Consider the following 23,673-nt stretch of genomic DNA (forward strand, 5'->3'; position numbering starts at 1 on the left):
GCGGTCAGGTGCCGGGCGCGTCGGCGACGGTTATCCGGACCTGGCCGGCCGGGACTTGAGCCGGCTGCCAGCCGTGGCGGGACTGCCGGTTCCAGGCGCGGCCGTCGACCTCCACGCTGGTGATGGCGAGCTCCTTGGCGTTGGCCACGGCCCACTGCCCCACAGCCCAGGCCTGGGTGCCATCGGCATCGACGAGCAGCGTCCGGCCGCTGGTGGACGTCTGGACATCCCCAAGGGCAGCGGTCAGCTCCGTGGTGACCGCAGCAGGATCCCCGGCGGTGTCGGGGGACCGCAGCGAGCAGTCCAGGCCTGCAGGCGTCTGGCCGCTCAGGGCCGAGGCGAACGCGCGGGCCATCGGCTCATGCTGGGCGTAGGCCTCCGGGAACGCCGAGCGCTGGACCCGCTGGGCGGCATCGGTGATCTCCAGCGACTCGTACCCGGAGATCTCGACGAGCGCATCGTAGAAGGCGTTGGCGGCGTGGTACGGGTCCATCACCTGCGCGGTGGTGCCCCAGCCCTGGGACGGTCGCTGCTGGAACAATCCGCGCGAGTCGGGGCCAGCCTGGTCGCCATGGCCGATGTTGCGCAGTTTGGATTCCTGCATCGACGTGGCCAGCGCGATGCTGGCGGCCCTGGCGGGAAGCCCGCGCCGGACCGCGACGGCGGTGATGAGGGAAGCGTTAGCCGCCTGGTCGGTGGCGAGGTCATCGCCTCCGCTGCCCGCGGCCGTGCAGCGTTCGGTGATCAACGTTTCTGATCGCTGCAGGAACGCCACCGCGGTGTAGATCGCGCCTGCGACCATCGCCAGGGTCAGCAGAAGGACGATCCGGCGCCGCCAGCTCCCTCGTCGTGCCACGAACATACTCCCTCAGGCCCTTGCGGGCTGCGTCATCGGCTGCGTCATCGGCTGCTTCATCGTTGCGGGTCGGCCCCGCCGGGGCGGTCTTCGCTGCCCGCCATACCGTACCAGCCGGTGCGGTCAGTTGGTGTGCAGGTCCGCGTTGAGCTCCACGGTCTGGCCCTTGCGGGGGAGCGCCTCGACGGCGCCGGTGGTGGAGTTGCGGCGGAAGAGCAGGTTCGGAACCCCGGAAAGCTCCACGGCCTTGACTATCCGGCTGGTGTCTTCGCCTTCGGGATCCCGCGGGCCAATGACACGCACGCGCGTGCCGGCGGTGACGTAGAGGCCCGCCTCCACCACTGAGTCATCGCCCAGGCTGATGCCGACGCCGGAGTTGGCGCCGAGGAGGACCCGCTCTCCGAGGGAGATCTTTTCCGTGCCGCCGCCGGAGAGGGTTCCCATGATCGAGGCCCCGCCGCCGACGTCGGACCCGTCACCGGCGACGACGCCGGCCGAGATCCGGCCCTCGACCATGGACGTACCCAGGGTTCCGGCATTGAAGTTCACGAAGCCCTCGTGCATGACCGTGGTGCCTTCGGCCAGGTGCGCGCCGAGCCGGACACGGTCGGCGTCGGCGATCCGGACGCCCGAGGGAACCACATAGTCCACCATGCGGGGGAACTTGTCCACACCGAAGACGGTGACGGCGCCGCGCTTGCGCAGGCGCGCCCGGGTCAGTTCGAAGTCCTCCACGGCGGCGGGGCCGAAGTTGGTCCACACCACGTTGGGGAGCTTGCCGAAGATGCCCTCAAGGTTGATGCTGTTGGGCTGGACGAGCCGGTGGGAGAGCAGGTGCAGGCGAAGGTAGGCGTCCGCCGTATCCGCGGGTGCCTCGTCGAGGTTGATCTGGACGAAGACAACCTTCTGTTCTGTGCCCCGGTCCGGGTCGATGCCGCTAGCGGCGATCTCGATCAGCGACTGGTCCGCGTTTTCCACCTCACGCCGGTGCTCCGCCGCGACTCCGAGCGCCGGCGCCGGAAACCAAACGTCCAGCACGGTGGCGTCACCGTTGCGGGTGGACACGGTGGCCACCCCGTAGCCATAGGCGGAGCGGGCGTCGGTGGGCACAGCGGAAGCAGCAGTTTCAGTCATGGCCCAAGTCTAACGAGAGGGCCCGCGGGCGCTGAAACGTGAGACGCCCAAGTGACAGGAGACGCTCGCCACCCACGTACGGGACGGCGGCTGCTGCGGCTCCGCGGGAAGGCGAACAGATAAGGTGGGACGGTGACCCCCACGAACCCGCGCACCCCCGCCAGCGACCCTGTCCGCACGCCTGTCCATTTGGACCTCCGCCAGGACGTCGCCGTGCTCACGGCCGCACTGATTGACATCAACAGCGTCTCCGGCAACGAAACGGCCCTGGCCGACGCCGTGGAACATGCCCTGCGCCTGCTGCCGCAGCTGGAGCTGGTCCGCGACGGCGATTCGATCATCGCCCGCACCAACCTTGGCCGCACCGAGCGCGTCATCCTTGCCGGGCACCTGGACACCGTGCCGCTCCCCACCACCGAGGGCTCGCTCGGGACCGTGCCGGCGTACTGGCCCTCCGGGGCCCCGGGGGAAGGGATCCTCTACGGCCGCGGCGCCACCGACATGAAGGGCGGCGTCGCCGTGCAGCTGGCGCTGGCGGCCACCATGTTCGACGCCGGGGCGGCGCCGGACAAGGACGTAACCTTCGTCTTCTATGACCACGAGGAAGTCGAGGCCGTCAAGAGCGGGCTCGGCCGGCTGGTCCGCAATCACGGATCCCTGCTCGGCGGGGACTTCGCGATCCTGCTCGAGCCAACCGACGGGACGGTGGAGGGCGGCTGCAACGGCACCAGCCGCTTCGAGGTGACCACGAACGGCGAGGCTGCCCACTCGGCCCGGGCCTGGATGGGCAGCAACGCCATCCACGCAGCTGCCCCGATCCTGGCCCGACTCGCGGCCTATGAACCGCAGACCGTCACGGTTGACGGCCTGGACTACCGCGAAAGTCTCAACGCCGTGAAGATCCACGGCGGCACGGCCGGAAACGTCATTCCGGACAAGTGCGTCGTGGAAATTAACTACCGCTTCGCGCCGGACAAGACCCCGGACGGGGCCGAGGCCGTCGTGCGCGAACTGCTGGACGGGTTCGACGTCGTGCGTACGGACGGCGCCGCCGGGGCGCGGCCGGGACTCCACCACCCCGCCGCCGCGTCCTTCGTCGCCGCCGTGGGCGCGGAGCCGAAGCCCAAGTACGGCTGGACCGACGTCGCACGGTTCAGTGAGCTCGGCATCCCCGCGGTGAACTTCGGACCCGGCGATGCGCTGCTGGCGCACAAGGACAACGAGCACGTCGAGGCGGACGCCATCAGGGAATGCCTGCGGGCGCTGCGGACCTGGCTCGGCGCCTAACCGCGCGCAGCGCACGACCCACCGCACAAGACAGCACGCAACGCACAAAGGGTCCGGAACCTCCGCGAGGTTCCGAACCCTTTGTGGGTGGAAGAGCCTTACTTGGCCGCCGGCACTCCGGCGACCGGCACGTGCGCCACGCCGCCGGCAGCCCGCTTGGAGCCGCGGCGTTCGAGCCAGATGGCCAGGCGGGAGACCGCCAGGTCGATGGCGATGTAGATGGCCGCGGCCACGAAGAACACCGGGAACAGGTACTGCGGGCCGAGGAAGTCGGCCATGACCTGCACGGCCCGGAGCAGCTCGCCGTAAGCGACAATGTAGCCGAGCGAGGTGTCCTTCAGCAGCACCACGAGCTGCGCGACCAGCGAGGGCAGCATGCGCCGGATGGCCTGCGGCAGCTCGATGGTCAGCCGGGACTGGAAGCTGGTGAGGCCGATCGCCAGGCCGGCCTCACGCTGGCCCTTGGGCAGCGACTGGACGCCGGCGCGGATGATCTCGGCAAAGATCGCCGAGTTGTACAGCACCAGGCCGGCCACGACTGCAATAAACGAGCTGGTGGCAAAGACGAGCAGCACGAACAGCATCATGAGCACCACGGGCATGCCGCGCAGGAATTCCAGCACGATCCGGGTGGGCACCCTGATCCAGGCGTTGTCCGAGATGCGCATCAGGCACAGAAGCAGGCCCAGCGGGAAGGCGATCACCGCCGACACCGCCGCAGCGGCCAGCGTGGCACCGATGCCGGCGGCGATCAGGGCCCAGACCTCGGGCAGCTGGAACACCGCCCAGCGTTTGGGGTCGAAGATTCCCTGCTGGGCGAGGGTCATGACCGCCAGGACGAGGAGGCCGCCGATCACGATCACGCCGATGATGGAGCCGATCAGCGAAACCCGGCGGGCTTTGGGACCGGGAACGTCGTAGAGAACAGAGCTCATCGTGCGATCGCCACCTTTCGTTCAACGACGCTGGCGAGATAGCCAAGCGGGATGGTTATCAGCAGGTAGAAGAACGCGACGCCCACCAGAACCCACACGACCGCGTCGCCGTTGGCGTTGGCCAGCTGCTTGCCCTGGCCGAAGAGTTCCAGCACATAGAACGCGCCGGCCACAGAGGAGTTCTTGACCAGGGCGATCAGAATGTTGATCAACGGCGGGATCACGGTGCGCAGGGCCTGCGGCAGGATGATCAGGGAGAGCACCTGGCTGAACTTCATGCCGATGCTGCGGGCGGCCTCCGCCTGGCCCACCGGGACACTGTTGACGCCCGAGCGCACGGCCTCGGCGATGAAGGCCGAGGTGTAGGCGCTCAAGGCGATGATGGCGGCGACCTCGAACTGCTGGAACGTGATGCCGAGGCGGGGCAGAACCACGGCTGCGAAGAAGAATGCGATGGTCAGCGGGGTGTTCCGGACGATCTCGACGTACGCCATGCTGAAGCCGCGCAGCGCGGCGACGGGCGAGACGCGGGCGGCCGCCAGCACGGTGCCGACGATCAAGGCGATAATCCCCGAGATCACGGACAGGAAGAGGGTTCGGAGAAAACCGTCCCAGTACTGCGGGAGGTTTTCAATGATGACGTCCATAAGTTCCTTCAGCTACGTTGAGGGGATTCCAAGCGGAAGACGGGAGTGGCGGCCGCCGGGCTGCGGAAAATTCGCCGCCCGGCAGCCGCCACAACCGGCTAGTAGCGGTCGATCGCGGGAAGCGAGGGCGTGGTCTTGATGACGGTGCCGGCGGTGTCTTCCCAAGCCTTCTTGTAGGACCCGTCCTTGTCGAAGGCCTCCAGCTGGTCATTGACCCACGTGCGGAAGGTCTTGTCGTCCTTCTTCAGGCCAATGCCGTAGGGCTCCTTGGTGAAGGTCTGGTCCGAGGCCAGCTTGAACGCATCCGGCTCCTTGGACACGAAACCGGCCAGGATGACGTTGTCAGTGGTGACCGCTTCAACCTGGTGGTTCCGCAGCGGCTCTAGGCAGGCGGAGTAGGTCGCGGCCGGAACCAGGACTGCTCCGTACTTTTCCACGATCGTCTGGGCCGGGGTGGATCCGGTCACGGAGCAGACGTTTTTGCCCTTGAGGTCCTCGGGCTTGGTGATGGAGTTGTTGTCCTTGTTCACCATGAGGGCCTGCCCGGCCTCGTAGTACGGGCCGGCGAAGTCAACTTGGGTCTTGCGCTTGTCGTTGATGGTGTAGGTGGCCACAATCATGTCCACCTTGCCCTGCTTGAGGAACTCCTCGCGGTTGGCGGAGACCGTTTCAACCCACTCGATCTTGTCGGCGGGGATGCCCAGCTTGGCAGCAATCAGCTTGCCGATTTCGACGTCGAAGCCGACCGGCTTGCCGTCGAGGCCCTTCTGGCCGAAGAGAGGCTGATCGAACTTGGTGCCGATGGTGATCTTTCCCGCGTTTGAAAGCTTGGCCATGGTGGAATCGGCGGCAAAGCTCGGCTTCTCGGCTACGGGCGGGTTGGTGGTAGTGGAGGATCCGCCGCCACAGGCGCTCAGGCTGAGCGCGAGTGCTGCGGATGCGGCAACCAGAAGGGATTTCCTCCGGGTCAAAAATGCCTTCATGACATTCCTTTCATTGGACGGCCGCCATCCGGCGGCCGGGGTGCGAAATCGTAGTCGGTCAGTGTGTCAGCAGCTTGGACAGGAAGTCCTTGGCCCGGCTGCTCTTGGGGTTGGTGAAGAATTCCTCGGGGGTCGCGTCCTCGACGATCTGGCCGTCGGCCATGAACACGACGCGGTCGGCCGCCTTGCGGGCGAAGCCCATCTCGTGGGTGACCACGATCATGGTCATGCCCTCCTTGGCGAGCTGGACCATGACGTCCAGGACCTCGTTGATCATTTCCGGATCGAGGGCGGAGGTGGGCTCATCGAAGAGCATCACCTTTGGCTTCATGGCCAGGGCGCGGGCGATTGCAACACGCTGCTGCTGGCCTCCGGAGAGCTGGGCCGGAAGTTTGGGGGCCTGGTGCCCGACGCCGACGCGCTCCAGCAGTGCCATGGCGTCCTTGTCGGCCTCGCCCTTGGCGACGCCCTTGACCTTGATGGGGCCGAGGGTCACGTTTTCCAGGATGGTCTTGTGGGCGAACAGGTTGAAGGACTGGAAGACCATGCCGACGTCGGCGCGCAGCTTCGCCAGTTCCTTGCCCTCCTCGGGCAGTTCCTTGCCATCGATCTTGATGTCGCCGTCGTCGATGGTCTCGAGACGGTTGATGGCGCGGCAGAGCGTCGACTTGCCGGAACCCGAGGGGCCGATGACAACAACAACCTCACCCTTGCGGACGGTCAGGTTGATGTCCTTCAGGACGTGCAGCTGGCCGTAATGCTTGTTCACGGCCTTCAGGGAGACGAGAGCATCGCCGGGCACTTGAGTAGTCATAGAAAGAATCTAGCGAAGATTGACGCGATATGACCGCAATCACTGTGTTTAGTGCAGATCGTGATTCAAGAGATACCTGCACGTCAGCGTCCCTTGCGGGGCCGCCGCGGGCCTGCCGCCCCGGTCGCCGGCCGCCGCCTGCTGCCGTTCCGCGGGGACGTGCCGACGCGGCGACGGGCGAGTTCCGCGCTAGCCTATTGGGCATGAGTACCGATCCGCAGCACGGCCCCAAGCAAAACGCCGAACAGAAGCCCGCCGGAAAGCCGGCCCGCGAGGCCCGCAGCACCCCGGCGCCCAACGGGATCCGCCACAAGGGCCCGCTTGAGCTGCGCCGCAAGGCCGCGAAGGTCACTATGTCCGATCAGACATTGCTGGACACTAAGGGACCGGGCCAGTTCGTCCACACGGACCCCTGGCGCGTCCTGCGGATCCAGAGCGAGTTCGTGGAAGGATTCGGTGCCCTGGCAGATCTCGGCCCGGCGGTCAGCGTCTTCGGCTCCGCCCGCACCGTGCCGGGGAGCCCGAACTACGAGCTCGGCGTCGAGGTCGGGCGCCAGCTGGCCGAAGCCGGACTGGCCGTGATCACGGGCGGCGGCCCGGGGTCGATGGAGGCCGCGAACAAGGGCGCCGTGCAGGGCAACGGCGTCTCCGTGGGGCTCGGGATCGAACTGCCCTTCGAACAGGGAATGAACCAGTGGGTGGACCTGGGCATCAACTTCCGGTACTTCTTCGCCCGCAAAACCATGTTCGTCAAGTACGCCCAGGGCTTCATCGTGCTCCCCGGCGGCCTCGGCACCCTGGATGAGCTCTTCGAAGCCATGGTCCTGGTCCAAACCCGCAAGGTCACCTCCTTCCCGATCGTGCTGGTGGGAACTTCCTTCTGGAGCCCCATGCTCGAGTGGGTTCGGGACACCCTCGTCGCGGAGGGCATGGTTTCGGCGGAAGACCTGGACCTCGTGCAGGTGGTGGATGACCCCGCGCTGGCCGTCGAGCTGGTCGTGGAGGGCGCCGCCCGCCACCGGAACCCGAACGGCGGCTCCGCCAACGGAGGCGGCAACGCGAACACCAAGGGAACCGGAGAAGGAACGCGGGGCTGAACCCGCCGGCGTCTGGCACGATGGTCTAGTGAGTCTCTTCTTGGTCTTCCTGGCGATTGTGCTGATCGGCGTCGCCGTCCTCCTGGGCACCGGCCTGGCGCCGAAAATCTTCCGCCGACACCGGGACGGCCGTGCAGGCGCTTCCTTTGACGACGGCTTCGACGAGCCGGTCGCCTCCCTGCCGCCGGTCCTGCTGCCCGAGCGCGCGGCCGCGGCGGACATCGACCGTCTTCGCTTCGCGATCGGACTCCGCGGCTACCGGATGGACCAGGTGGATCAGGTCCTTGATGATCTGCGGGACCAGATCATCGCCAAGGACCAAAAGATCGAGGCACTCGGGGAGGAACTGGAACGCCTCCGTCCGCCGGCCGAAGAGCGTCAGTGAGCCACGTGGAGGACCCGGAGACTGTCACGGAGCCTGAGGCCCAAAAACCGCAGGGATTGAACGCGGCGCTGTGGAGCCGCATCGCAGGCGCGGGCGCCCGGATGGTGCGGTGGCCGTGGTGGGTGCAGGTGGCCGGCTTGTACATCGCCGCCCGGCTGCTCAGCGCCTGTATCTTCATGGCTGCCGCCCTGCACCAGGGCGTGAATCCGTGGTTTCCCGCCAAGCCCGACTACTGGAATTTCATCAATATCTGGGACGCCCGCTGGTACGCCGAAGCGCTCCAGACGGGGTATCCGGCGCTTCTGCCGACCGACGCTGCCGGCACCGTCCAGGAGAACACGTGGGCCTTCTACCCCCTCTTCCCCGTGCTGGGCCGAGTGGTTTCCGGGCTCACGGGCACGGGCCCGGCGTGGTCGCTGACGGCCATCGCGCTGGTCTCCGGGATAGGTGCGGCCCTCGTGGCGTACAGGATTTTCCGGCACCGGGCCACGCACCGCACGGCGCTCTGGGGGATCGTGTTCCTGGCGACCTTCCCGGTGGCGCCGGTCCTGCAGGTGCCTTACGCCGAATCCCTCAACCTGCTGCTGCTCGGCGCCGCACTGTTGCTCGTCATGGAGCGCCGGTACCTGTGGGCCATGCCGGTTGTGGTCCTGATGTGCCTGTCCCGCCCCACCGGGGTTCCGTTTGCCGTGATGCTGGGGCTGCTGTTTCTCTACCGTTTCTGGCAGCGTGTCGCGACACCGCGCGTCACTGCACAGGGCCTCACTACGAACAGCCTCACTCCGAAGCGCTTCACAGCGCAGCGCTTCACAGCGCAGCGCCTCACCGCGAAGCGCCGGGACGGCGGTGCCGTCCCCAGCAACGCGGAGCTCTGGTCCCTCGGCGGCCTCACCGCCGTCAGCGGCATCGGTGCGCTGCTGTGGCCGGCCATCGCCTGGGCCGCGACCGGCGATCTGGGCGCCTACACCAAGACCGAAACCGCGTGGCGCGGCGATGACCTGGTGCCGTTCAAGCCGTGGTTTGACACCGGCATCATGCTGTTCGGGCCGACGCTCGGCGTGCTGGCGCCCTTCGTGTTCGTTGCTGCGTTCACCCTGTTGATGATGTCCCGGCCCGTCGCCGCCCTGGGCACTGAACTGAGGCTCTGGTGCTGCTGCTACACGGGGTACCTGCTGGTCTTCCTGCACCCCCAGACCAGCACGTTCAGGATGCTGCTGCCGCTGTTCCCGCTCGCCCTCAGCGCCGCCGTTCTCTCGCGTTCCCGCGCCTACCGCGGAGCCATGGTGGTCATGTTCGTGCTGCTGCAGATCGTCTGGGTTGTGTGGCTGTGGGCATGGGCGCAGCTGCCGGGCGGAGGGGACTACCCGCCGTGACGCACAGCACGATTTCGCGGCGCCGGCCCGGCATGGCGGGACGCGCTGGAAAGTCCAATGATTAGCTACGCGCGCATTGTTACGCGATAATAGAGGATAAGCAAGGACAAGAAGCACGCTGAATAAAAGCAGACTGAGTATTCGTAAGCGGTTTATTTGTGAGTTTGCCTGTCACGGCGGCCTCCTGGAGCGCTGCCGGGCGGCTTGCTTGGCCAAGCGGACGCAGCCCGGCCGGGCTGGTATGTCAGGGACTAATGGAGGGGATATTCCTTATGGCGGCAATGAAACCACGCACCGGCGACGGCCCAATGGAAGTGACGAAAGAGGGACGAAGCCTGATCATGCGTGTTCCGCTCGAAGGCGGGGGGCGACTCGTAGTCGAACTCAATGCCGCTGAGGCGACAAACCTCAAGGAATGTCTCGTCGGCGTCACTGAATAGCGTCACGCCAAGAGCTTCGCAAAGGGCGGGGTCCCGGCCATCAGGCCGCGGACCCCGCCCTTTTCTGTCTGCGCTTTGACCTCTGCTTCGTGGCGGCCAACTCGTGGCGGCGACTCTTGGCTGCTAATTCTTTTGGCTGTTATTTCTGTGGCTGTTATTTTTTGACGGCGATCAGCAGGCCGTCGCCGGTGGGCAGCATCGCGGAGGCGAGGCGGTCGTCGTCGCGGATGGACTTGCCGATCTGGCGCAGCACCACGGTGGTCGTTTCCCGGGCGGCCGGATTCGAGACCCGGTCCTTGTCGAGGGCATCGTTGACGATCAGCAGGCCGCCGGACTTGAGCAGCCGCACGGCCTGTTCCACGTAGCTGGGGTAGCTCGGTTTGTCGGCGTCGATGAACACGAGGTCGTAGGCCCCGTCCGTAAGCCGGGGCAGGACATCGCCGGCCCGGCCCGAAATGGTGCGGGTGCGGTTGGCGGGGCTGCCTGCTTCGTGGAACGCTTCGCGCGCAGCCTTGAGGTGTTCGACGTCGACGTCGATGGTGGTCAGGACAGCCTGCGGGCCCAGGCCGCGCAGGATGCACACGCCGGACACTCCTGCGCCGGTGCCGATCTCCACCGCGGTCTGTGCCTTGGACGCTGCCGCCAGCACCGTCAGCACGGCGCCCACGCCGGGACCGATCGGGGTCACGCCAAGCTCGAAGGACCGTTCGCGCGCGTGCAACAGGACCTCATCCTCGGCAGGCAGATCTTCTGCATAGGACCAGCTCGTGGACTTATCGGCGCTCATGGGATATCGCTTTCTGGGCGGCAGGGGAGTATTCCCTACAGCGTACTGTGTCCGACGGGACGGGACGCGGAGGCGCCAGCCCCGTGGCCCCGGAGGAGGGGAGCGGTTCCGCCTTCGGCGGAAGACTGCGCTGGATCAGGTAATTCCCAGCTTTTTTTGAAATGATGGGTATCCGCTCATCCGCGTGGTGATCGGCGTCGAATGAAGGGTGCAGGAACCTGCGCGAGCAGGCACAATTCAGGCGTAGGTACCATCCATGAGGGGAGCGGACGATGTCGGTTCTGGCACCTGTCCCGGCAACTGAGGCAACTGATTCAACCGGCCAGTCACGGACCGCGGCGGAAGCCGAATGGGTCCGGCCGACTTGGGAGGAAGTGGTGACGAACCACTCCGCCAAGGTCTACCGCCTTGCGTACCGGCTGACCGGAAATAAGTACGACGCCGAGGACCTCACCCAGGAGGTGTTCGTCCGGGTCTTCCGTTCGCTGGAGAACTTCAAGCCGGGCACTCTGGACGGCTGGCTGCACCGGATCACCACCAACCTGTTCCTGGATCAGGCGCGGCGCAAGAGCAGGATCCGTTTTGACGCCCTGGCCGACGACGCCGAGTCGCGGCTGCCGGGCCGGGAGCCCGGGCCGGAGCAAAGCTTCGAATTCAACAACCTCGACGTCGATGTTCAGGCGGCGCTCGAGGAACTTCCGCCGGACTTCCGCGCCGCCGTCGTGCTGTGCGACCTTGAGGGGCTGTCCTACGACGAAGTCGCCGCCGCGCTGGACATCAAACTCGGGACCGTCCGGTCCCGGATTCACCGCGGCCGGACCATGCTGCGTGAAAAGCTCGCGCACCGCGACCCGCGCCCGGCGCAGCCGGCCAAGCAGTCCCTCAAGCCGAGGCTCAAGATGCCGCGCATCGCCGGCCTCCTCTGATCCGGTCCATGGGTCTACTGAGACGTTTACTGGGAGGCTCTGGCTGCGGGTCCTGGGGCAGGACTGGCCGGCCCAGGATCGGTGCCACCCGCAAGTGGGCAGCCGGCCGCCATGATCATGTGGAATCGTGTGCCGAATGCCGTGCCCGGCAACAGCGCGAGCGCCAGTACCTCGAGAAGCTCCGCGGCGCCGCCGTGCCCGAGGCCAGCAAGGACCTGACCGCACGGCTCTTGGCCCGGACCGGGCAGTTGGCCGCGGAACGGGCGGCGGCGGAACAGACGGACTCGGCGGACCCGCAACTAACAGCCCCGGAACGGGCAGCCCCGGCCCCGGCGGACCCGCAACTAACAGCCCTGGAACGGACAGCCTCGGAACGGACAGCCTCGGAACGGACAGCCTCGGAACGGGCAGCCCCGGAACGGGCAGCCCCGGCGGACACGGCGGCGACGGAGCAGGGCCGCACTCTTTGGTGGCCGTCAGGGCAGTTCCCCGCAGGACACTCCGTGCCTGATCGGGCAGGGACCATCCGGACGGCAGCCGGTAGCGCTGCCGGGCCCCCACAGGGCGGCCGCCGCCGCGGCTCCCGCCTGCCAGTGCTGGCAGTCGGAGGGGCCGTCGCCGCCCTGGCCTTCATGACCGGAACCGCGTACGTCATCGGAGGCGACGACGCGGTCCCCGCCGATGGCGCGGCGGCCTCCGCCCTCACGCAGCCGGGCACCGCCGGGCTGCCCGCCAGCAGTGATGAACCGCTCGGTGCGGGGGAGCTGTTCGACGCCAACGGACCGGGCAGCCCCGGCGTCCCCGGGGCAGAAGGAACCGAGCCCCGTGTCGCGTTCGGCCTGAGCGGTGAGCCCGACTTCACCCCTGCTGGGACGCTGAGCACCGGGCAGCTTGCCGCGTTCCGCTCGCAGGGATGGACATGTCCGGAGCTGCACGCCCTCGGATTCCATCTCATGTGGGCCCGCGCCGGCGTCATCGCCGGGGACGAGGTCCTGGAACTTCGCCTCACGGACGGCCGGCACTTCGCCACGGTCCTCGAGCAGCACGCTGCGACCCGGGGCCCCGGTATGGCCCCCACACCCGCCCGGACCGAAGCTTCACCTATTAACGTGCTGACCGGCCACGCCGCCGTGGCGGACGGGTTCACCCCGGCCAAAGCCGGCATACCGTCGGCCGCCCCCGAAACCGGACAGGGCACGCTCTGGGTCAACGCCGCCCCGCCCTACCGTGCCATCTACCAGACCTCCGCGGCCACGTACACGTATATTTCGGACCTGCCCGCCGAGCAGGCCGACGACAGCGTTGCCGCCCTCACCCGGGTCAGCAGCGGCACTCCGGTGCAGGCCGCCCGCAACGGAATTCCGGAGCGGATCGAGCGTGGACTGAGCCGAATCCTGGAGCTCCTGGCCCCGTGAGGCAGGGACGGGCCGGACATGGTCGGCAGTCGGCCTTCGCGAAGTCGTCGCGAGCCTGAACGAGAGGGTAATCTTCCTAAAGTGTTTGGAATCAATGGACCGGAGTTTTTACTTCTGCTGATCATCGGCCTTCTGGTGATTGGTCCCAGCAGGTTGCCCGAATACACCCAGAAACTTGCCAATATTGTCAAGGAAGTGCGCCGGATGGCATCCGGTGCGCGGGAACAGATCAAAGAAGAAGTCGGCATCGATATCGATGAGGTCGACTGGAAGAAGTACGATCCCCGCCAGTACGATCCCCGCCGGATCATCAAGGAAGCGCTCCTCGAGGATGACACCAAACCGGTGGGCACCGGGGCGCCCGTAGCTGTGTCTACGGCCGCGGCCGCAACTGCGGTCGCGGGGCACCGCCCGGCGCGGGTTATCGAGCGCCTCTCCGAGGGTGAACCGGCACCGTTCGACTCAGAGGCGACCTAGGACTTCCAGGGGCGCCTGGCCCGGTACCGGGCCACGGGCGGCAGCTGCCACCAGTGGGGCACCGTCAGCGCGGCTGCAGGCCCAGCGGCATGCCCTTGAGCCCGCGGGGAACCGAGGCCAGCTTGTCGGCGATTCCCGCCAGGGCCACGGCCGCCGGCGTCTCGGGACGGCCCAGCACCAGCGGCACCCCGGAATCCCCTCCCTCACGCAGCAGGACTTCGAGGGGAATCTGGCCCAGCAAGGGCACGTGCTCACCCAGGGTGGCCGAGAGGCGCTCGGCGAGCACGGGGCCGCCGCCGCTGCCGAACAGTTCCATCCTGCCGCCGTCGGGCATTTCAAGGTAGGACATGTTTTCCACGACACCGGCCACGGTCTGGCCCGTCTGGGTGGCGATCGCACCGGCGCGCTCGGCAACATCGGCGGCGGCCGCCTGCGGGGTGGTCACGACGAGGATCTGCGCCTTGGGCAGCAGTTGGGCGACGGAGATCGCGATGTCCCCGGTGCCCGGGGGCAGGTCCAGGAAAAGGGCGTCGAGGTCGCCGAAGTAGACGTCCGTGAGGAATTGCTCGAGCGCGCGGTGCAGCATCGGGCCGCGCCACGCCACGGGCTGGTTTCCGGTGACGAACATGCCGATGGAGATGACCTTGACCCCGTAGGCCACCGGCGGCAGGATCATGTCGTCCACCCGTGTGGGGGCCTGCGTGATGCCCATGAGCGCCGGAACGGAGAAGCCGTACACATCCGCGTCCACGATCCCCACACGGAGGCCCTGGGCAGCCAGGGCACATGCCAGGTTGACTGTCACCGAGGACTTGCCCACGCCGCCCTTGCCGCTCGCGACGGCGTACACCTTGGTCAGCGAGCCCGGTGCGTTGAACGGGATGCCGCGCTGGCCGCCGGCGCCGCGCAATTGCTCCTTGAGGGCGTCGCGCTGCTGCTGCGTCATGACTTTCAAGTCCACCTCGACGCCGGTGACCCCTGGGACGGCGGACAGGGCCGCCTCGGTGTCGGCCGTGATGGTGCCGCGCAACGGGCAGCCCGCGATGGTCAGAAGCACCACGATCCGCACTCGGCCGCCGTCGGCGATCTCCACGGACTCCACCATGCCGAGTTCGGTGATGGGGCGGCGGAGTTCAGGGTCGATCACGGTGGCAAGTGCGCCGTGCACTGCCTGTTCCAGGGAAGTGCGATCCAGCGGGGTGCTCATGCGGGCGATGCTCAGCTTTCGGGGATGGTGCGGTGTGCGGGTAGGCGGGTGGGGTCGTCAGCGGCCCCAGAGTGGTTCGCCGGCGGTTTCTCCGCAGGGTTCTCCCGCTGGCCGTCCTTCGCAGGGTCTTCCCGCTTGCCGCCGGCCTTGACCCGCGGGATCTGCTGGGTCCGGGGGCTCCGCTGCTTGTCGCGCCGCTCCTTCATCTTTTCCTTGGCCTTCTCCCGCGGGGTCTCGTGGACGCCGGCGGAAGGATCGTGCGTGCGCAGCTCCTCCTGGGCCTCCAACATGTCCTCCAGCAGGCTGCGCAGCTCGGCACGGACGTAGTCGCGGGTGGCGACCTCGCGCAGCGCGATGCGCAGGGACGCGAGTTCCCGGGTCAGGTATTCGGTGTCGGAGAGATTGCGTTCGGCCCGCTGGCGGTCCTGCTGAAGCGAGACCTTGTCCCGGTCGTCCTGGCGGTTCTGCGCGAGCAGCAGCAGTGGGGCGGCGTACGAGGCCTGCAGGGACAGCATGAGGGTCAGCAGCGTGAAGCCCAGTGCCCGCGAATCGAACTGCCATTCCACCGGAGCCCACGTATTCCAGCCCAGCCAGAAGACGCAGAAGACTGTCATGTAGAGCAGGAACTGGGGCGTGCCCATAAAACGGGCAAACCCTTCCGTGGCATGGCCGAAGGCGTCCGGGTCGGGACGGAAATTGGGCAGGATGCGCTGCCGGCCGCTCAGAGGCGTGTCGAGGCCGCCGGAGGCCCTGCTGCCAGGGCGGACATTGGAGGTCCGTGGTGCTGTGGGATCAGCCAATGCGGCCTCCAAGCTTCCTTATCGGGGCGTCGTCCTCGTGGGCGCGCCAGTCGTCCGGCAACAGATGATCAAGCACGTCGTCAACAGTCACCGCCCCCACAAGCCGTCCGTCCTCGTTGACAACAGGGAGGGAGTTGAGGTTGTACGTTGCCAGCGTGCGGGCGACCTCGCTGATGTGGGCCTGGTCGGAGACCGGTTCCAAGTTCTTGTCCACCAGGTTGCCCAGCGGTTCCGGCGGCGGAAAGCGCAGGAGCTGCTGGATATGGACGACGCCGAGGAATCGTCCCGTCGGGGTCTCCAGCGGTGGGCGGGCGACGAAGATCGAGGACGCCAGAGCCGGGGAGAGTTCTTCCCGGCGGACGTGCGCGAGTGCCTCGGCGACTGTTGCTTCCGGGGGCAGGATCACCGGAACCGGCGTCATGAGCCCGCCGGCGGTGTCCTCGTCGTATTCGAGCAGGCGGCGGACGTCCTCGGCGCCTTCGGGTTCCATCAGCTGCAGGAGTTCCTCGGCCTGCGCGGTCGGGAGCTCGGCAAGGAGGTCGGCGGCGTCGTCGGGGTCCATTTCCTCGAGGACGTCGGCGGCGCGGTTGACGTCCAGGGCGGAGAGGATCTCCACCTGGTCGCCTTCCGGCATCTCCTGCAGAACGTCCGCGAGCCGCTCGTCCTGGAGTTCGCTGGCAACTTCGAAGCGGCGTTTGTCGCTCATTTCCTGAAGGGCTTCGGCGAAGTCGGCCGGCTTGAGGTCCTCGTGCGTGGCCACAAACTGGGTGGCGGCCTGCGGCTCGGTCTTGGCGCCCTGCCGGGCATCGGCCCAGTTGATGATCATGGTTTCGTTGCGGCGCAGCCGGCTCAGCGGCGAGAGGGAGTGGCCTCGGCGGACGAAGAGCTTGCTGACGAACCAGTCGCCGGAGCGGTGCCGGTCCATGGCGATGTCCTCGATGGTCGCATCGCCGCTGCCGTCCGCGAGGGTCACCCGGCGGTCGAACATTTCCGCCACCACGAGGGTTTCCGCCCCGCGCTGTTCGAAGCGGCGCAGATTCACCAGTCCGGTGCAGATGATTTGGGTCTGGTCGATGGACGTAATCCGGGTCATCGGGACGAACACCCGTTTCTTGCCGGGGACCTCGACGACGATGCCCACCACGTGCGGGGCGCCCCTGGTCCCGCGGGAGAGCACCACGACGTCGCGCAGCCGGCCCAGACGGTCGCCCAATGGGTCGAAGACGTCCAGTCCGAGGAGGCGCGCGACAAACACTCGCGAAAGATTCGTGCTCACTCTTACAGGCTACCGAGTCTGCTCTCTTTTAGCTGAATTTCCAGCCGCACCCCAGCCGGATAGGTGAGAATGGGCTTATGTCAAACATTTTTGGTGCTCCCAGGGCCGGTGCCCCCGGCTCGGACGAGGCCCGCACCGTCCCGAGAGGCGACGTCGTCGGTTCCTACAACTCCTACCTGGATGCCCAGAAGGCGGTGGACTATCTGGCTGACCAGCAGTTCCCCGTGCAGATGGTGTCGATCGTGGGCAACGACCTGAAGATGGTGGAGCGGGTAACCGGCAGGCTGACCTACCCCCGCGTCGCACTCTCCGGCGCCCTCAGCGGCATGTGGTTCGGCCTTTTCGTCGGCGTCATGCTGTCCTTCTTCTCCACGACCCCCGGCTATTTCTCGATTGTGACGTCAGTGCTGATGGGTGCCGCGTTCTTCATGCTGTTCGGCATCGTCACTTACGCCATGCAGCGCGGCAAGCGTGACTTCACGTCTACGAGCCAGGTGGTGGCGACCAACTACGACGTCGTGGTCTCCTTCGAGGCCGCCGGCGAAGCGCGGCGACTGCTCCACCAGCTGCCCATGACGCCGCATGACGCGTCCGGCGCCGCGGCTGGCGGTTTCGCGCAGCACGACTACCGCCATCAGGAACCGCAGCAGAGCGGGCAGCAGCCCGGCCATGCGCCCGAGCGTCCCGCAGGCTGGAATGATCCGTACGGCCAGAGGACTCCGGAGGCCGGCAGCGGCCCGGCCGGCCAGTATCAGGACGGCCAGCCCCAGCAGGAGGGCGCCGCAGGGCCCGCCCCGACGGCGCCCGCCGCGGCAGAGGAGACGGCCCGCCCGGCCGGCCGGGTCTCCGGGGTCAGCTATCCGGACCTCCCGGACGGCCGCCCGCAGTACGGCGTCAGAGTCACGGAGGGCGACAAGCCCGCGCCGGGCCAGGATGGCCAGCAGCACTGATTCCAGGCGGCAAAAACAGACAGCAGAAAAGGGAGGGTCCCTGTCGGGCCCTCCCTTTTCTGATCTAAGGCTTTTCGGATCTACGTCCTTCCGATCTGAGCCTCTTCCGGCCTACGGCGTCTGGCCGTCGGCCTCCAGGTAGATGCCCGCCATCCAGGACTCGACGTCGTCCGCCTTGCGCGGCAGTGCAGCGCTGAGGTTGACCGGGCCGCCGGCCGTCATGAGGATGTCGTCCTCGATCCGGACGCCGATGCCGCGGTATTCCTCGGGGATGCCGATGTCCTCATTCTTGAAGTACAGGCCGGGCTCGATCGTGAACACCATTCCGGGCGTGAGCACGCCGTCGAGGTAGAGTTCCCGCTTCGCCTGGGCGCAGTCGTGGACGTCGAGGCCGAGGTGGTGGCTGGTGCCGTGCGGCATCCACCGGCGGTGCTGCTGGCCCTCGGTGCTGATGGCTTCCTCCACGGAGACGGGCAGGAGGCCCCATTCGGCGAGCCGTTCTGCCAGCACGGTGGTGGCTGCCGTGTGGATGTCCCGGAACTTGGTGCCCGGCTGGGCAGCGGCAAAGCCGGCGTCGGCGGCGTCGAGCACTGCTTCGTAGACCTTGCGCTGGATCTCGGAGAACTTCCCGTTGGCCGGCAGCGTGCGGGTGACGTCGGCCGTGTATAGGGAGTCGGCCTCGACGCCGGCGTCCAGGAGCAGCAGTTCACCGGCATTGACCTTGCCGGTGTTCCGGGTCCAGTGCAGCACGGTGGCGTTGTTGCCCGAGGCGGCAATGGTGTCGTAGCCGAGCTCGTTGCCTTCCTCGCGGGCCCGGGCGAAGAATGCCCCTTCCACCACGCGCTCGCCGCGGTGGTGGGTCAGTGCCCGGGGAAGTGCCTTAACGACCTCCGTGAAGCCTGCCACCGTGGCGGCGACGGCGGTCTTCATCTGTTCGATTTCCCACTCGTCCTTGAGGAGGCGCAGTTCCGAGAGGGCCTCGGTGAGCTTCTCGTCCAGGGCGTCGAGCACGCTCAGGTCAAGGTTGTCCGGGTCCTTGGCCGTGTTGTAGCGGGCGGTGTCCACGAGGGCGTCGATGTTGTCGTCGACCTTGCGGACGAGCCTGATGGAGATCCCGCCGATCTCGGGCGCGCCGACGTTCTTGGTGATGGCGAGTTCGAGTTCGGCGATGTCCGCCGTGGCCAGTCCGAGCTTGGCCTGGAATTCGGCCAGGGTCGGGCGTGCGCCGATCCAGAACTCCCCGGAGCGGGAGTCGGCGTAGAACTGCTCGGTGTCGCGGCCGGCCAGTGGGCGGAAGTACAAGGTGGCGTGGTGGTTTCCGCCGTCGTCGCCCGTGCCCTCCGCTACCGGTTCCAGGATCAGGACCGCATCCGGTTCGTGGTCCAGGCCGAGGCCGGTGAGGTGCGCGAAGGCCGAGTGCGGCCGGAAGCGGTAGTCGCAGTCGTTCGAGCGGACCTTCAGCGGGCCGGCGGGGATGACCAGGCGTTCACCTTTGAACTGGCCTGAGATGGAGCGGCGCCGGGCTGCGGCGTGGCCGGCGACGGCGTCCCGTTCGGGGAGCTGTTGCGTGGCCGGCGCCCAGTTGCTGGCCATGAAGGCCTTGAAAGCGTCGGAGCTGGGCCGCTGTGAGCGGTTGTTGACGCGCTCTTCGAGGGGCTGGGAAGCGGAGACTAGGGTGTTATCTGCATCGTTCACCGTCCCATAGTCTCACCAGCGCCGCGGCTTAGGCCAACGGCGCGCTCGCGCTGCAGGGCCCCTGCAGGGCCCTCGCACGCAGGAGCCGAGGCTTTGGATCCGGCCATCTACTAGGCTGGTGGGGTGAGGATTGACCTGCATGCGCACTCCAACGTTTCCGACGGCACCCAGACGCCGGCTGACGTCATGGAGTCCGCCGCGGCTGCCGGCCTCGACGTCATCGCCCTGACCGATCACGATTCCACCGCCGGGTGGGCGGGGGCCGCCGCCGCCGCCCGGAAAGCCGGGGTCGCCCTGGTCCCGGGCATGGAGATCTCGTGCCGGACGGCGGAAGGCATCAGCGTCCACCTGCTCAGCTACCTCCACAACCCCGCGCATCCGGGACTGCTTGAGGAAATCACCAAGGCCAAGGATGCCCGGCACACGAGGGCACAGCGGATGGTCACCCTTTTGTCCGAGGACTACCCGCTGACATGGGACGACGTGATCCACCACGTAGCACCGGGCGCCACCCTGGGCCGCCCGCACATCGCAGACGCGCTTGTCGCCGCCGGCGTGGTGGAAGACCGGGCCGAGGCCTTCGGCTCCATCCTCACCTCCCGTTCGCGGTACTGGGTCCAGCACTATGCGCCGGAGCCGGCGCTCGCTGTCGAACTGGTCCGTGCAGCCGGGGGCGTCCCGGTGTTTGCCCACCCCGTGGCGTCCGCTCGCGGGCGGATCGTGGGGGAGCAGACCTACCGGGAGATGATCGACGCCGGCCTGGCCGGCCTGGAAATCTACCACCGGGACAATCCCGAGGAGGGCCGGGCGTTCCTCCGCCGCGTCGCCGAACGCTACGGGCTGCTGGTCACGGGGTCCTCCGACTATCACGGCGCAGGAAAGCCGAACCTGCTGGGGGAGAACCTGACGTCCGCAGAAGTCTTTGCCCGGATCGAGGAACTGGGCACTGGCTCGTCCGTGGTCCGCTGAAGGCCCCGGGCCCGCGTTGCGCTATCACGTAGCGTCCCTCACAGTCCGTCACAGGCTCGAATAGCCGCCATAAGTGATAGCGCAACGGGCGGGTTGGCGCGTCAGGCCGTCGGGAACGACGTGAACTGCGCTTGCGCGGCCAGGCGCTTGGCCATGACGTCAATGGCCGGCTGGTTCTGGTCCACACACACGAACCTGCGGTCCAGTTTCGCGGCCACGGATCCGAGCGTGCCGGAACCGGCGAAGAAGTCGAGGCACCAGTCGCCGGGGCGGCTCGAGGCCGCAACCACGCGGCGGATGAGCCCCTCCGGCTTCTGCGTCGGGTAGCCGGTCTTCTCCTTGCCGGTCGGCGAAACGATCGTGTGCCACCACACGTCGGTGGGGAGCTTGCCGAGCTCGCGCTTGGCAGGGGTGACCAGTCCGGGCGCCATGTACGGCTCACGGTCCACCTCGGCGCTGTCGAAGTGGTACTTCGCCGGGTTCTTGACGTAGACAAGGATGTTGTCGTGCTTGGTGGGCCAGCGGTACTTGGCCCGCGCACCGTAGTCGTACGCCCAGATGATCTCGTTCAGGAAGCATTCCCGGCCGAAGATCGCGTCCAGCATGACCTTGGCGTAGTGCACCTCGCGGTAGTCCAGGTGCAGATACAGGGTGCCGTCGTCGGCCAGGAGCCGCCAGGCTTCCACGAGCCGGGGCTCGAGGAAGGACCAGTAGTCGCTGAACGCGTCGTCGTACTTGTGCAGCGCACCCTTGATGGTGTCGTAGGACCGGCCCTTGAACCCGACGCGGTCACCCTCACCGCCGGCGTTGAGCACCATCTTGGTTTCCTGGCGCCGCTGGACCCGGCCGGTGTTGAAGGGCGGGTCCACGTAAATCAGTGTGAAGGCGCCGTCCGGCAGCGTGGGGAGGTATTCCGCGTTGTCCGCGTGAACCACCAGGTTGCTGCCGTCCGGCGCCCAGACGGTGTCAGTCATGGAGGGGATTAGGCCTCGGCGCCGCTCGGCTGTGCGTCGCCGCCAGCCACAACCTCGCCATTGCGACGGCGGGTGCGGGTCCGGCGCCGGGCACGGGTCGCCCGGTCCACCTCGGTGGGGGCCTTCGCCGTCGCGGCGGCAGCAGTTTCCGGGCCCTGCCCGCTGGCGGTGGACGCCGTGGCGGCATCCGCCTCGGCGGGACGGCGACGGCGGTCGCCGGACCGTCCGCCGGCTTCGGCGCCGCTGCGGCGCGAGTCGCGGCCGCCGGTGCGGCTGCCTTCACGGGAACCCTCGCGGCCGCCGGTGCGGCTGCCCTCGCGGGCGCCTTCACGGCTGCCGGTGCGGCTGCCTTCACGGCCACTGTCTTTTGCGCTGCCGCGCGAGTTCTTCTTGCCGGTCTCGCCGAGGTCCTCGAGGACCTCCGCGTCGACGCCGGCCAGCACTCGCTTGTCGCGGGGGAGCCGGCCCTTGGTGCCGGCGGGGATATCGAGTTCCTCGAACAGGTGCGGCGAGGAGGAATAGGTCTCCACGGGCTCGGGGTAGCTCAGGCCCAGGGCCTTGTTGATGAGCCCCCAGCGCGGCATGTCATCCCAGTCAACAAAGGTCACGGCGGTGCCCTTGTTACCCGCACGGCCCGTACGGCCGACGCGGTGCAGGTAGATCTTCTCGTCCTCGACGCACTGGTAGTTGATCACGTGCGTGACGTCGTCGACGTCGATGCCGCGGGCGGCGACGTCGGTGGCGACGAGGACGTCCACCTTGTTGTTGCGGAAGGCGCGCAGCGCCTGTTCGCGGGCGCCCTGGCCGAGGTCGCCGTGGATGGCGGCGGCGGCGAAACCGCGGTCCACCAGTTCCTCGGCCACCTTCGCGGCGGTGCGCTTGGTCTTAGTGAAGATGATGGTGCGGCCGCGGCCGCGGGCCTGCAGGATGCGGGCGACCACTTCCACCTTGTCCATGCTGTGGGCACGGTAGATCAACTGGCGGATGTCGCGCTTGGTCAGGCCTTCGTCGTCCGGGTCCGCGGCGCGGATGTGGGTCGGCTGGGTCATGTAGCGGCGGGCCATGGCGATGACCGGGCCGGGCATGGTGGCCGAGAACAGGAGCGTCTGGCGGACCGCGGGGGTACCGGCGATCAGGGTCTCGACGTCCGGCAGGAACCCGAGGTCAAGCATCTCGTCGGCCTCGTCGAGGATGACGATCTTGACGTTCTTCAGGCTCAGGTGCTTCTGCTTGTAGAGGTCGATCAGGCGGCCCGGGGTGCCGACGACGACTTCGACGCCGTTCTTCAGCGCCTCGACCTGCGGCTCGTAGGCGCGCCCGCCGTAAATGGTGGCGATGCGGGCGTTGCGCTTCTTCGCGGCGTTCTCAAGGTCCTTGGCCACCTGGACGGCGAGTTCGCGGGTGGGCACGATCACCAGGGCCTGCGGGGCGCCGGGAACGGCCAGCTTGTCAAAACCGGCGTCGTCACGGCCGACCACGCGCTGCAGCGCGGGGATGCCGAAGCCGAGGGTTTTGCCCGTGCCGGTCTTGGCCTGGCCGATGATGTCGTGTCCGGCCAGTGCGACCGGCAGCGTCATGGCCTGGATCGGGAAAGGGTGGGTGATGCCGGCGTCGGCCAGGGACTCCACGATGTCGGCGCGGACGTTGAAGTCGGCAAAGGTCTTTTCGGCAATCTCGTGCGGCTTTTCGTCCGAGATGATGGTCTCTTCGGGCTCGATGGTCTCCGTGCCGGACTCATCGGTCAGAAGCTGGTGCGTGTGCAATTCACTCACAGGGGAGTTTCCTTATTCATTTTGGGCTGCGCTGCTTGCTCAACGGGGCCGGCCATGGTGGCCGTTCCGGAGCACGCTCAGGGGCGCAAGCATTTCCAGTGGAAGCCGATCGCGGGCTATCTAAATGCTGGCACTGGGGACCAACGGGTGTATCTCAAGATCGCGTAGGGGCGGGCTTGTTGAATTCGGAAATCATGGAAATCAACGACCGGGCATCCATTTCTACCTCTCCAGTCTAGCTGGCTATAGGTCGTGTCAGGTGCATGCCGCGGGCATGGCGGTGCGCGCAGCGTGTCAGGCGGGCGTCCTGGGGTGTTCCGAAGCCTGTTTTTCCTGTCCGGACTCTCCGTCATTCTGCTGCGGCTGATCTTGCGTTAGGCGGCTGCCGGGGAAGGCCCCGGTCCAAAGACGGACCGGGGCCGGGCCTGCTGGCCGGAAGGGTGCAGGCTGGGCGTTCGCCGGGCCGTTGGGCAC

At 67.4% G+C, this 23,673-nt stretch carries 23 protein-coding genes; 9 read left to right on the forward strand and 14 right to left on the reverse strand.

All coding sequences use genetic code 11. The annotated features are described in order from the left end of the window. Window positions 1-4: 4 nt before the first annotated feature. Both BLQ10_RS04520 and dapD read right to left on the reverse strand, forming a co-directional pair. Entirely contained in the window at window positions 5-802 is a 798-nt protein-coding gene (locus tag BLQ10_RS04520) for a hypothetical protein (RefSeq protein ID WP_175558494.1), read from the reverse strand. Window positions 803-979: 177 nt separating this feature from the next. Then, window positions 980-1,990: a 2,3,4,5-tetrahydropyridine-2,6-dicarboxylate N-succinyltransferase gene (dapD, locus tag BLQ10_RS04525; protein WP_091558941.1), complete on the reverse strand. Its 1,011-nt coding sequence runs from the start codon at window positions 1,988-1,990 to the stop codon at window positions 980-982. Window positions 1,991-2,122: 132 nt separating this feature from the next. Between dapD and dapE the strand changes: the two genes are divergently transcribed. Beyond that, window positions 2,123-3,277, forward strand: a complete 1,155-nt coding sequence (gene dapE, locus BLQ10_RS04530; protein ID WP_175558474.1) for a succinyl-diaminopimelate desuccinylase — start codon at window positions 2,123-2,125, stop codon at window positions 3,275-3,277. Between the two features lie 98 nt (window positions 3,278-3,375). Here dapE and BLQ10_RS04535 read toward each other — a convergent pair whose 3' ends face one another. The 4 genes from BLQ10_RS04535 to BLQ10_RS04550 all read right to left on the reverse strand — a co-directional run bounded on the left by BLQ10_RS04535 (window position 3,376) and on the right by BLQ10_RS04550 (window position 6,656). Then, window positions 3,376-4,212, reverse strand: a complete 837-nt coding sequence (locus BLQ10_RS04535; protein WP_091558944.1) for an amino acid ABC transporter permease — start codon at window positions 4,210-4,212, stop codon at window positions 3,376-3,378. After that, entirely contained in the window at window positions 4,209-4,859 is a 651-nt protein-coding gene (locus BLQ10_RS04540) for an amino acid ABC transporter permease (protein ID WP_091558946.1), read from the reverse strand. Before BLQ10_RS04540 ends, BLQ10_RS04535 begins: the two co-directional genes overlap by 4 nt. A 98-nt stretch (window positions 4,860-4,957) precedes the next feature. Then, on the reverse strand, window positions 4,958-5,842 hold the full coding sequence (locus BLQ10_RS04545; RefSeq protein ID WP_091558949.1) for a glutamate ABC transporter substrate-binding protein: 885 nt from the start codon (window positions 5,840-5,842) through the stop codon (window positions 4,958-4,960). Between the two features lie 58 nt (window positions 5,843-5,900). Further along, window positions 5,901-6,656: an amino acid ABC transporter ATP-binding protein gene (locus tag BLQ10_RS04550; protein ID WP_091558952.1), complete on the reverse strand. Its 756-nt coding sequence runs from the start codon at window positions 6,654-6,656 to the stop codon at window positions 5,901-5,903. A 197-nt stretch (window positions 6,657-6,853) separates the two neighbouring features. Here BLQ10_RS04550 and BLQ10_RS04555 point away from each other — a divergent pair, with 197 nt between their 5' ends. From BLQ10_RS04555 to BLQ10_RS04570, 4 genes are all read left to right on the forward strand, one after another. Beyond that, window positions 6,854-7,753 carry an LOG family protein gene (locus BLQ10_RS04555; RefSeq protein WP_091558955.1) on the forward strand — a complete coding sequence of 300 codons (900 nt, stop codon included), beginning with the start codon at window positions 6,854-6,856 and terminating at the stop codon, window positions 7,751-7,753. A 28-nt stretch (window positions 7,754-7,781) separates the two neighbouring features. Next, complete coding sequence (locus BLQ10_RS04560) at window positions 7,782-8,138, forward strand: DivIVA domain-containing protein (protein ID WP_091558957.1); 357 nt, start codon at window positions 7,782-7,784, stop codon at window positions 8,136-8,138. A 101-nt stretch (window positions 8,139-8,239) separates the two neighbouring features. Continuing rightward, the gene (locus tag BLQ10_RS04565) at window positions 8,240-9,511 is read left to right on the forward strand and encodes a glycosyltransferase family 39 protein (protein WP_091559654.1); all 1,272 of its coding nucleotides are present in this window, start codon (window positions 8,240-8,242) and stop codon (window positions 9,509-9,511) included. 272 nt (window positions 9,512-9,783) lie between these two features. Next, a complete protein-coding gene (locus BLQ10_RS04570) occupies window positions 9,784-9,951 on the forward strand; it encodes a DUF3117 domain-containing protein (protein WP_079550332.1) in 168 nt (55 codons plus the stop codon). A gap of 154 nt (window positions 9,952-10,105) precedes the next feature. Here the strand turns inward: BLQ10_RS04570 and BLQ10_RS04575 are convergent, their stop codons facing one another. Then, window positions 10,106-10,738: an O-methyltransferase gene (locus BLQ10_RS04575; RefSeq protein ID WP_091558960.1), complete on the reverse strand. Its 633-nt coding sequence runs from the start codon at window positions 10,736-10,738 to the stop codon at window positions 10,106-10,108. 272 nt (window positions 10,739-11,010) lie between these two features. Between BLQ10_RS04575 and sigE the strand changes: the two genes are divergently transcribed. Next, the gene (gene sigE / locus BLQ10_RS04580; RefSeq protein ID WP_091558966.1) at window positions 11,011-11,664 is read left to right on the forward strand and encodes an RNA polymerase sigma factor SigE; all 654 of its coding nucleotides are present in this window, start codon (window positions 11,011-11,013) and stop codon (window positions 11,662-11,664) included. A 344-nt stretch (window positions 11,665-12,008) separates the two neighbouring features. Here the strand turns inward: sigE and BLQ10_RS23020 are convergent, their stop codons facing one another. Further along, entirely contained in the window at window positions 12,009-12,119 is a 111-nt protein-coding gene (locus BLQ10_RS23020; protein ID WP_368086498.1) for a pentapeptide repeat-containing protein, read from the reverse strand. A 1,041-nt stretch (window positions 12,120-13,160) separates the two neighbouring features. Here BLQ10_RS23020 and BLQ10_RS04590 point away from each other — a divergent pair. After that, window positions 13,161-13,556, forward strand: coding sequence for a twin-arginine translocase TatA/TatE family subunit (locus BLQ10_RS04590; RefSeq protein ID WP_091558973.1), 396 nt, complete (start codon window positions 13,161-13,163; stop codon window positions 13,554-13,556). Between the two features lie 64 nt (window positions 13,557-13,620). Here BLQ10_RS04590 and BLQ10_RS04595 read toward each other — a convergent pair whose 3' ends face one another. From BLQ10_RS04595 to BLQ10_RS04605, 3 genes are all read right to left on the reverse strand, one after another. Beyond that, window positions 13,621-14,763: an Mrp/NBP35 family ATP-binding protein gene (locus BLQ10_RS04595; protein WP_091558976.1), complete on the reverse strand. Its 1,143-nt coding sequence runs from the start codon at window positions 14,761-14,763 to the stop codon at window positions 13,621-13,623. An 11-nt stretch (window positions 14,764-14,774) separates the two neighbouring features. After that, a complete protein-coding gene (locus BLQ10_RS04600; protein WP_254785418.1) occupies window positions 14,775-15,488 on the reverse strand; it encodes a DUF1003 domain-containing protein in 714 nt (237 codons plus the stop codon). Between the two features lie 67 nt (window positions 15,489-15,555). Continuing rightward, window positions 15,556-16,839: a magnesium transporter MgtE N-terminal domain-containing protein gene (locus tag BLQ10_RS04605; protein ID WP_091558985.1), complete on the reverse strand. Its 1,284-nt coding sequence runs from the start codon at window positions 16,837-16,839 to the stop codon at window positions 15,556-15,558. A 77-nt stretch (window positions 16,840-16,916) separates the two neighbouring features. Here BLQ10_RS04605 and BLQ10_RS04610 point away from each other — a divergent pair, with 77 nt between their 5' ends. Beyond that, complete coding sequence (locus BLQ10_RS04610) at window positions 16,917-17,789, forward strand: YflT domain-containing protein (RefSeq protein ID WP_091558988.1); 873 nt, start codon at window positions 16,917-16,919, stop codon at window positions 17,787-17,789. Window positions 17,790-17,900: 111 nt separating this feature from the next. Here BLQ10_RS04610 and BLQ10_RS04615 read toward each other — a convergent pair whose 3' ends face one another. Next, window positions 17,901-19,484 carry an aminopeptidase P family protein gene (locus BLQ10_RS04615; protein WP_091558991.1) on the reverse strand — a complete coding sequence of 528 codons (1,584 nt, stop codon included), beginning with the start codon at window positions 19,482-19,484 and terminating at the stop codon, window positions 17,901-17,903. A 123-nt stretch (window positions 19,485-19,607) separates the two neighbouring features. On the opposite strand from BLQ10_RS04615, the gene BLQ10_RS04620 reads away from it, so the two are divergent. Then, window positions 19,608-20,453: a PHP domain-containing protein gene (locus tag BLQ10_RS04620; RefSeq protein ID WP_091558995.1), complete on the forward strand. Its 846-nt coding sequence runs from the start codon at window positions 19,608-19,610 to the stop codon at window positions 20,451-20,453. A gap of 101 nt (window positions 20,454-20,554) precedes the next feature. Here the strand turns inward: BLQ10_RS04620 and BLQ10_RS04625 are convergent, their stop codons facing one another. Both BLQ10_RS04625 and BLQ10_RS04630 read right to left on the reverse strand, forming a co-directional pair. Beyond that, on the reverse strand, window positions 20,555-21,427 hold the full coding sequence (locus tag BLQ10_RS04625) for a DNA-methyltransferase (protein ID WP_091558998.1): 873 nt from the start codon (window positions 21,425-21,427) through the stop codon (window positions 20,555-20,557). Window positions 21,428-21,435: 8 nt separating this feature from the next. Further along, on the reverse strand, window positions 21,436-23,199 hold the full coding sequence (locus BLQ10_RS04630) for a DEAD/DEAH box helicase (protein ID WP_091559000.1): 1,764 nt from the start codon (window positions 23,197-23,199) through the stop codon (window positions 21,436-21,438). Between the last annotated feature and the right edge of the window lie 474 nt (window positions 23,200-23,673).

The sequence above is a fragment of the Arthrobacter sp. ok362 genome (genome assembly GCF_900102785.1).
Classification (GTDB): Bacteria; Actinomycetota; Actinomycetes; order Actinomycetales; family Micrococcaceae; genus Arthrobacter.

Coding starts and splice junctions, on each gene's coding strand:
- sigE (WP_091558966.1), top strand. CDS start 11,011: ATGTCGGTTCTGGCACCTGTCCCGGCAACTGAGGCAACTGATTCAACC.
- BLQ10_RS04520 (WP_175558494.1), bottom strand. CDS start 802: ATGGTCGCAGGCGCGATCTACACCGCGGTGGCGTTCCTGCAGCGATCA.
- dapD (WP_091558941.1), bottom strand. CDS start 1,990: ATGACTGAAACTGCTGCTTCCGCTGTGCCCACCGACGCCCGCTCCGCC.
- BLQ10_RS04565 (WP_091559654.1), top strand. CDS start 8,240: ATGGTGCGGTGGCCGTGGTGGGTGCAGGTGGCCGGCTTGTACATCGCC.
- BLQ10_RS04625 (WP_091558998.1), bottom strand. CDS start 21,427: ATGACTGACACCGTCTGGGCGCCGGACGGCAGCAACCTGGTGGTTCAC.
- BLQ10_RS04550 (WP_091558952.1), bottom strand. CDS start 6,656: ATGACTACTCAAGTGCCCGGCGATGCTCTCGTCTCCCTGAAGGCCGTG.
- BLQ10_RS04595 (WP_091558976.1), bottom strand. CDS start 14,763: ATGAGCACCCCGCTGGATCGCACTTCCCTGGAACAGGCAGTGCACGGC.
- BLQ10_RS04535 (WP_091558944.1), bottom strand. CDS start 4,212: ATGAGCTCTGTTCTCTACGACGTTCCCGGTCCCAAAGCCCGCCGGGTT.
- BLQ10_RS04545 (WP_091558949.1), bottom strand. CDS start 5,842: ATGAAGGCATTTTTGACCCGGAGGAAATCCCTTCTGGTTGCCGCATCC.
- BLQ10_RS04610 (WP_091558988.1), top strand. CDS start 16,917: ATGTCAAACATTTTTGGTGCTCCCAGGGCCGGTGCCCCCGGCTCGGAC.
- BLQ10_RS04540 (WP_091558946.1), bottom strand. CDS start 4,859: ATGGACGTCATCATTGAAAACCTCCCGCAGTACTGGGACGGTTTTCTC.
- BLQ10_RS04575 (WP_091558960.1), bottom strand. CDS start 10,738: ATGAGCGCCGATAAGTCCACGAGCTGGTCCTATGCAGAAGATCTGCCT.
- BLQ10_RS04570 (WP_079550332.1), top strand. CDS start 9,784: ATGGCGGCAATGAAACCACGCACCGGCGACGGCCCAATGGAAGTGACG.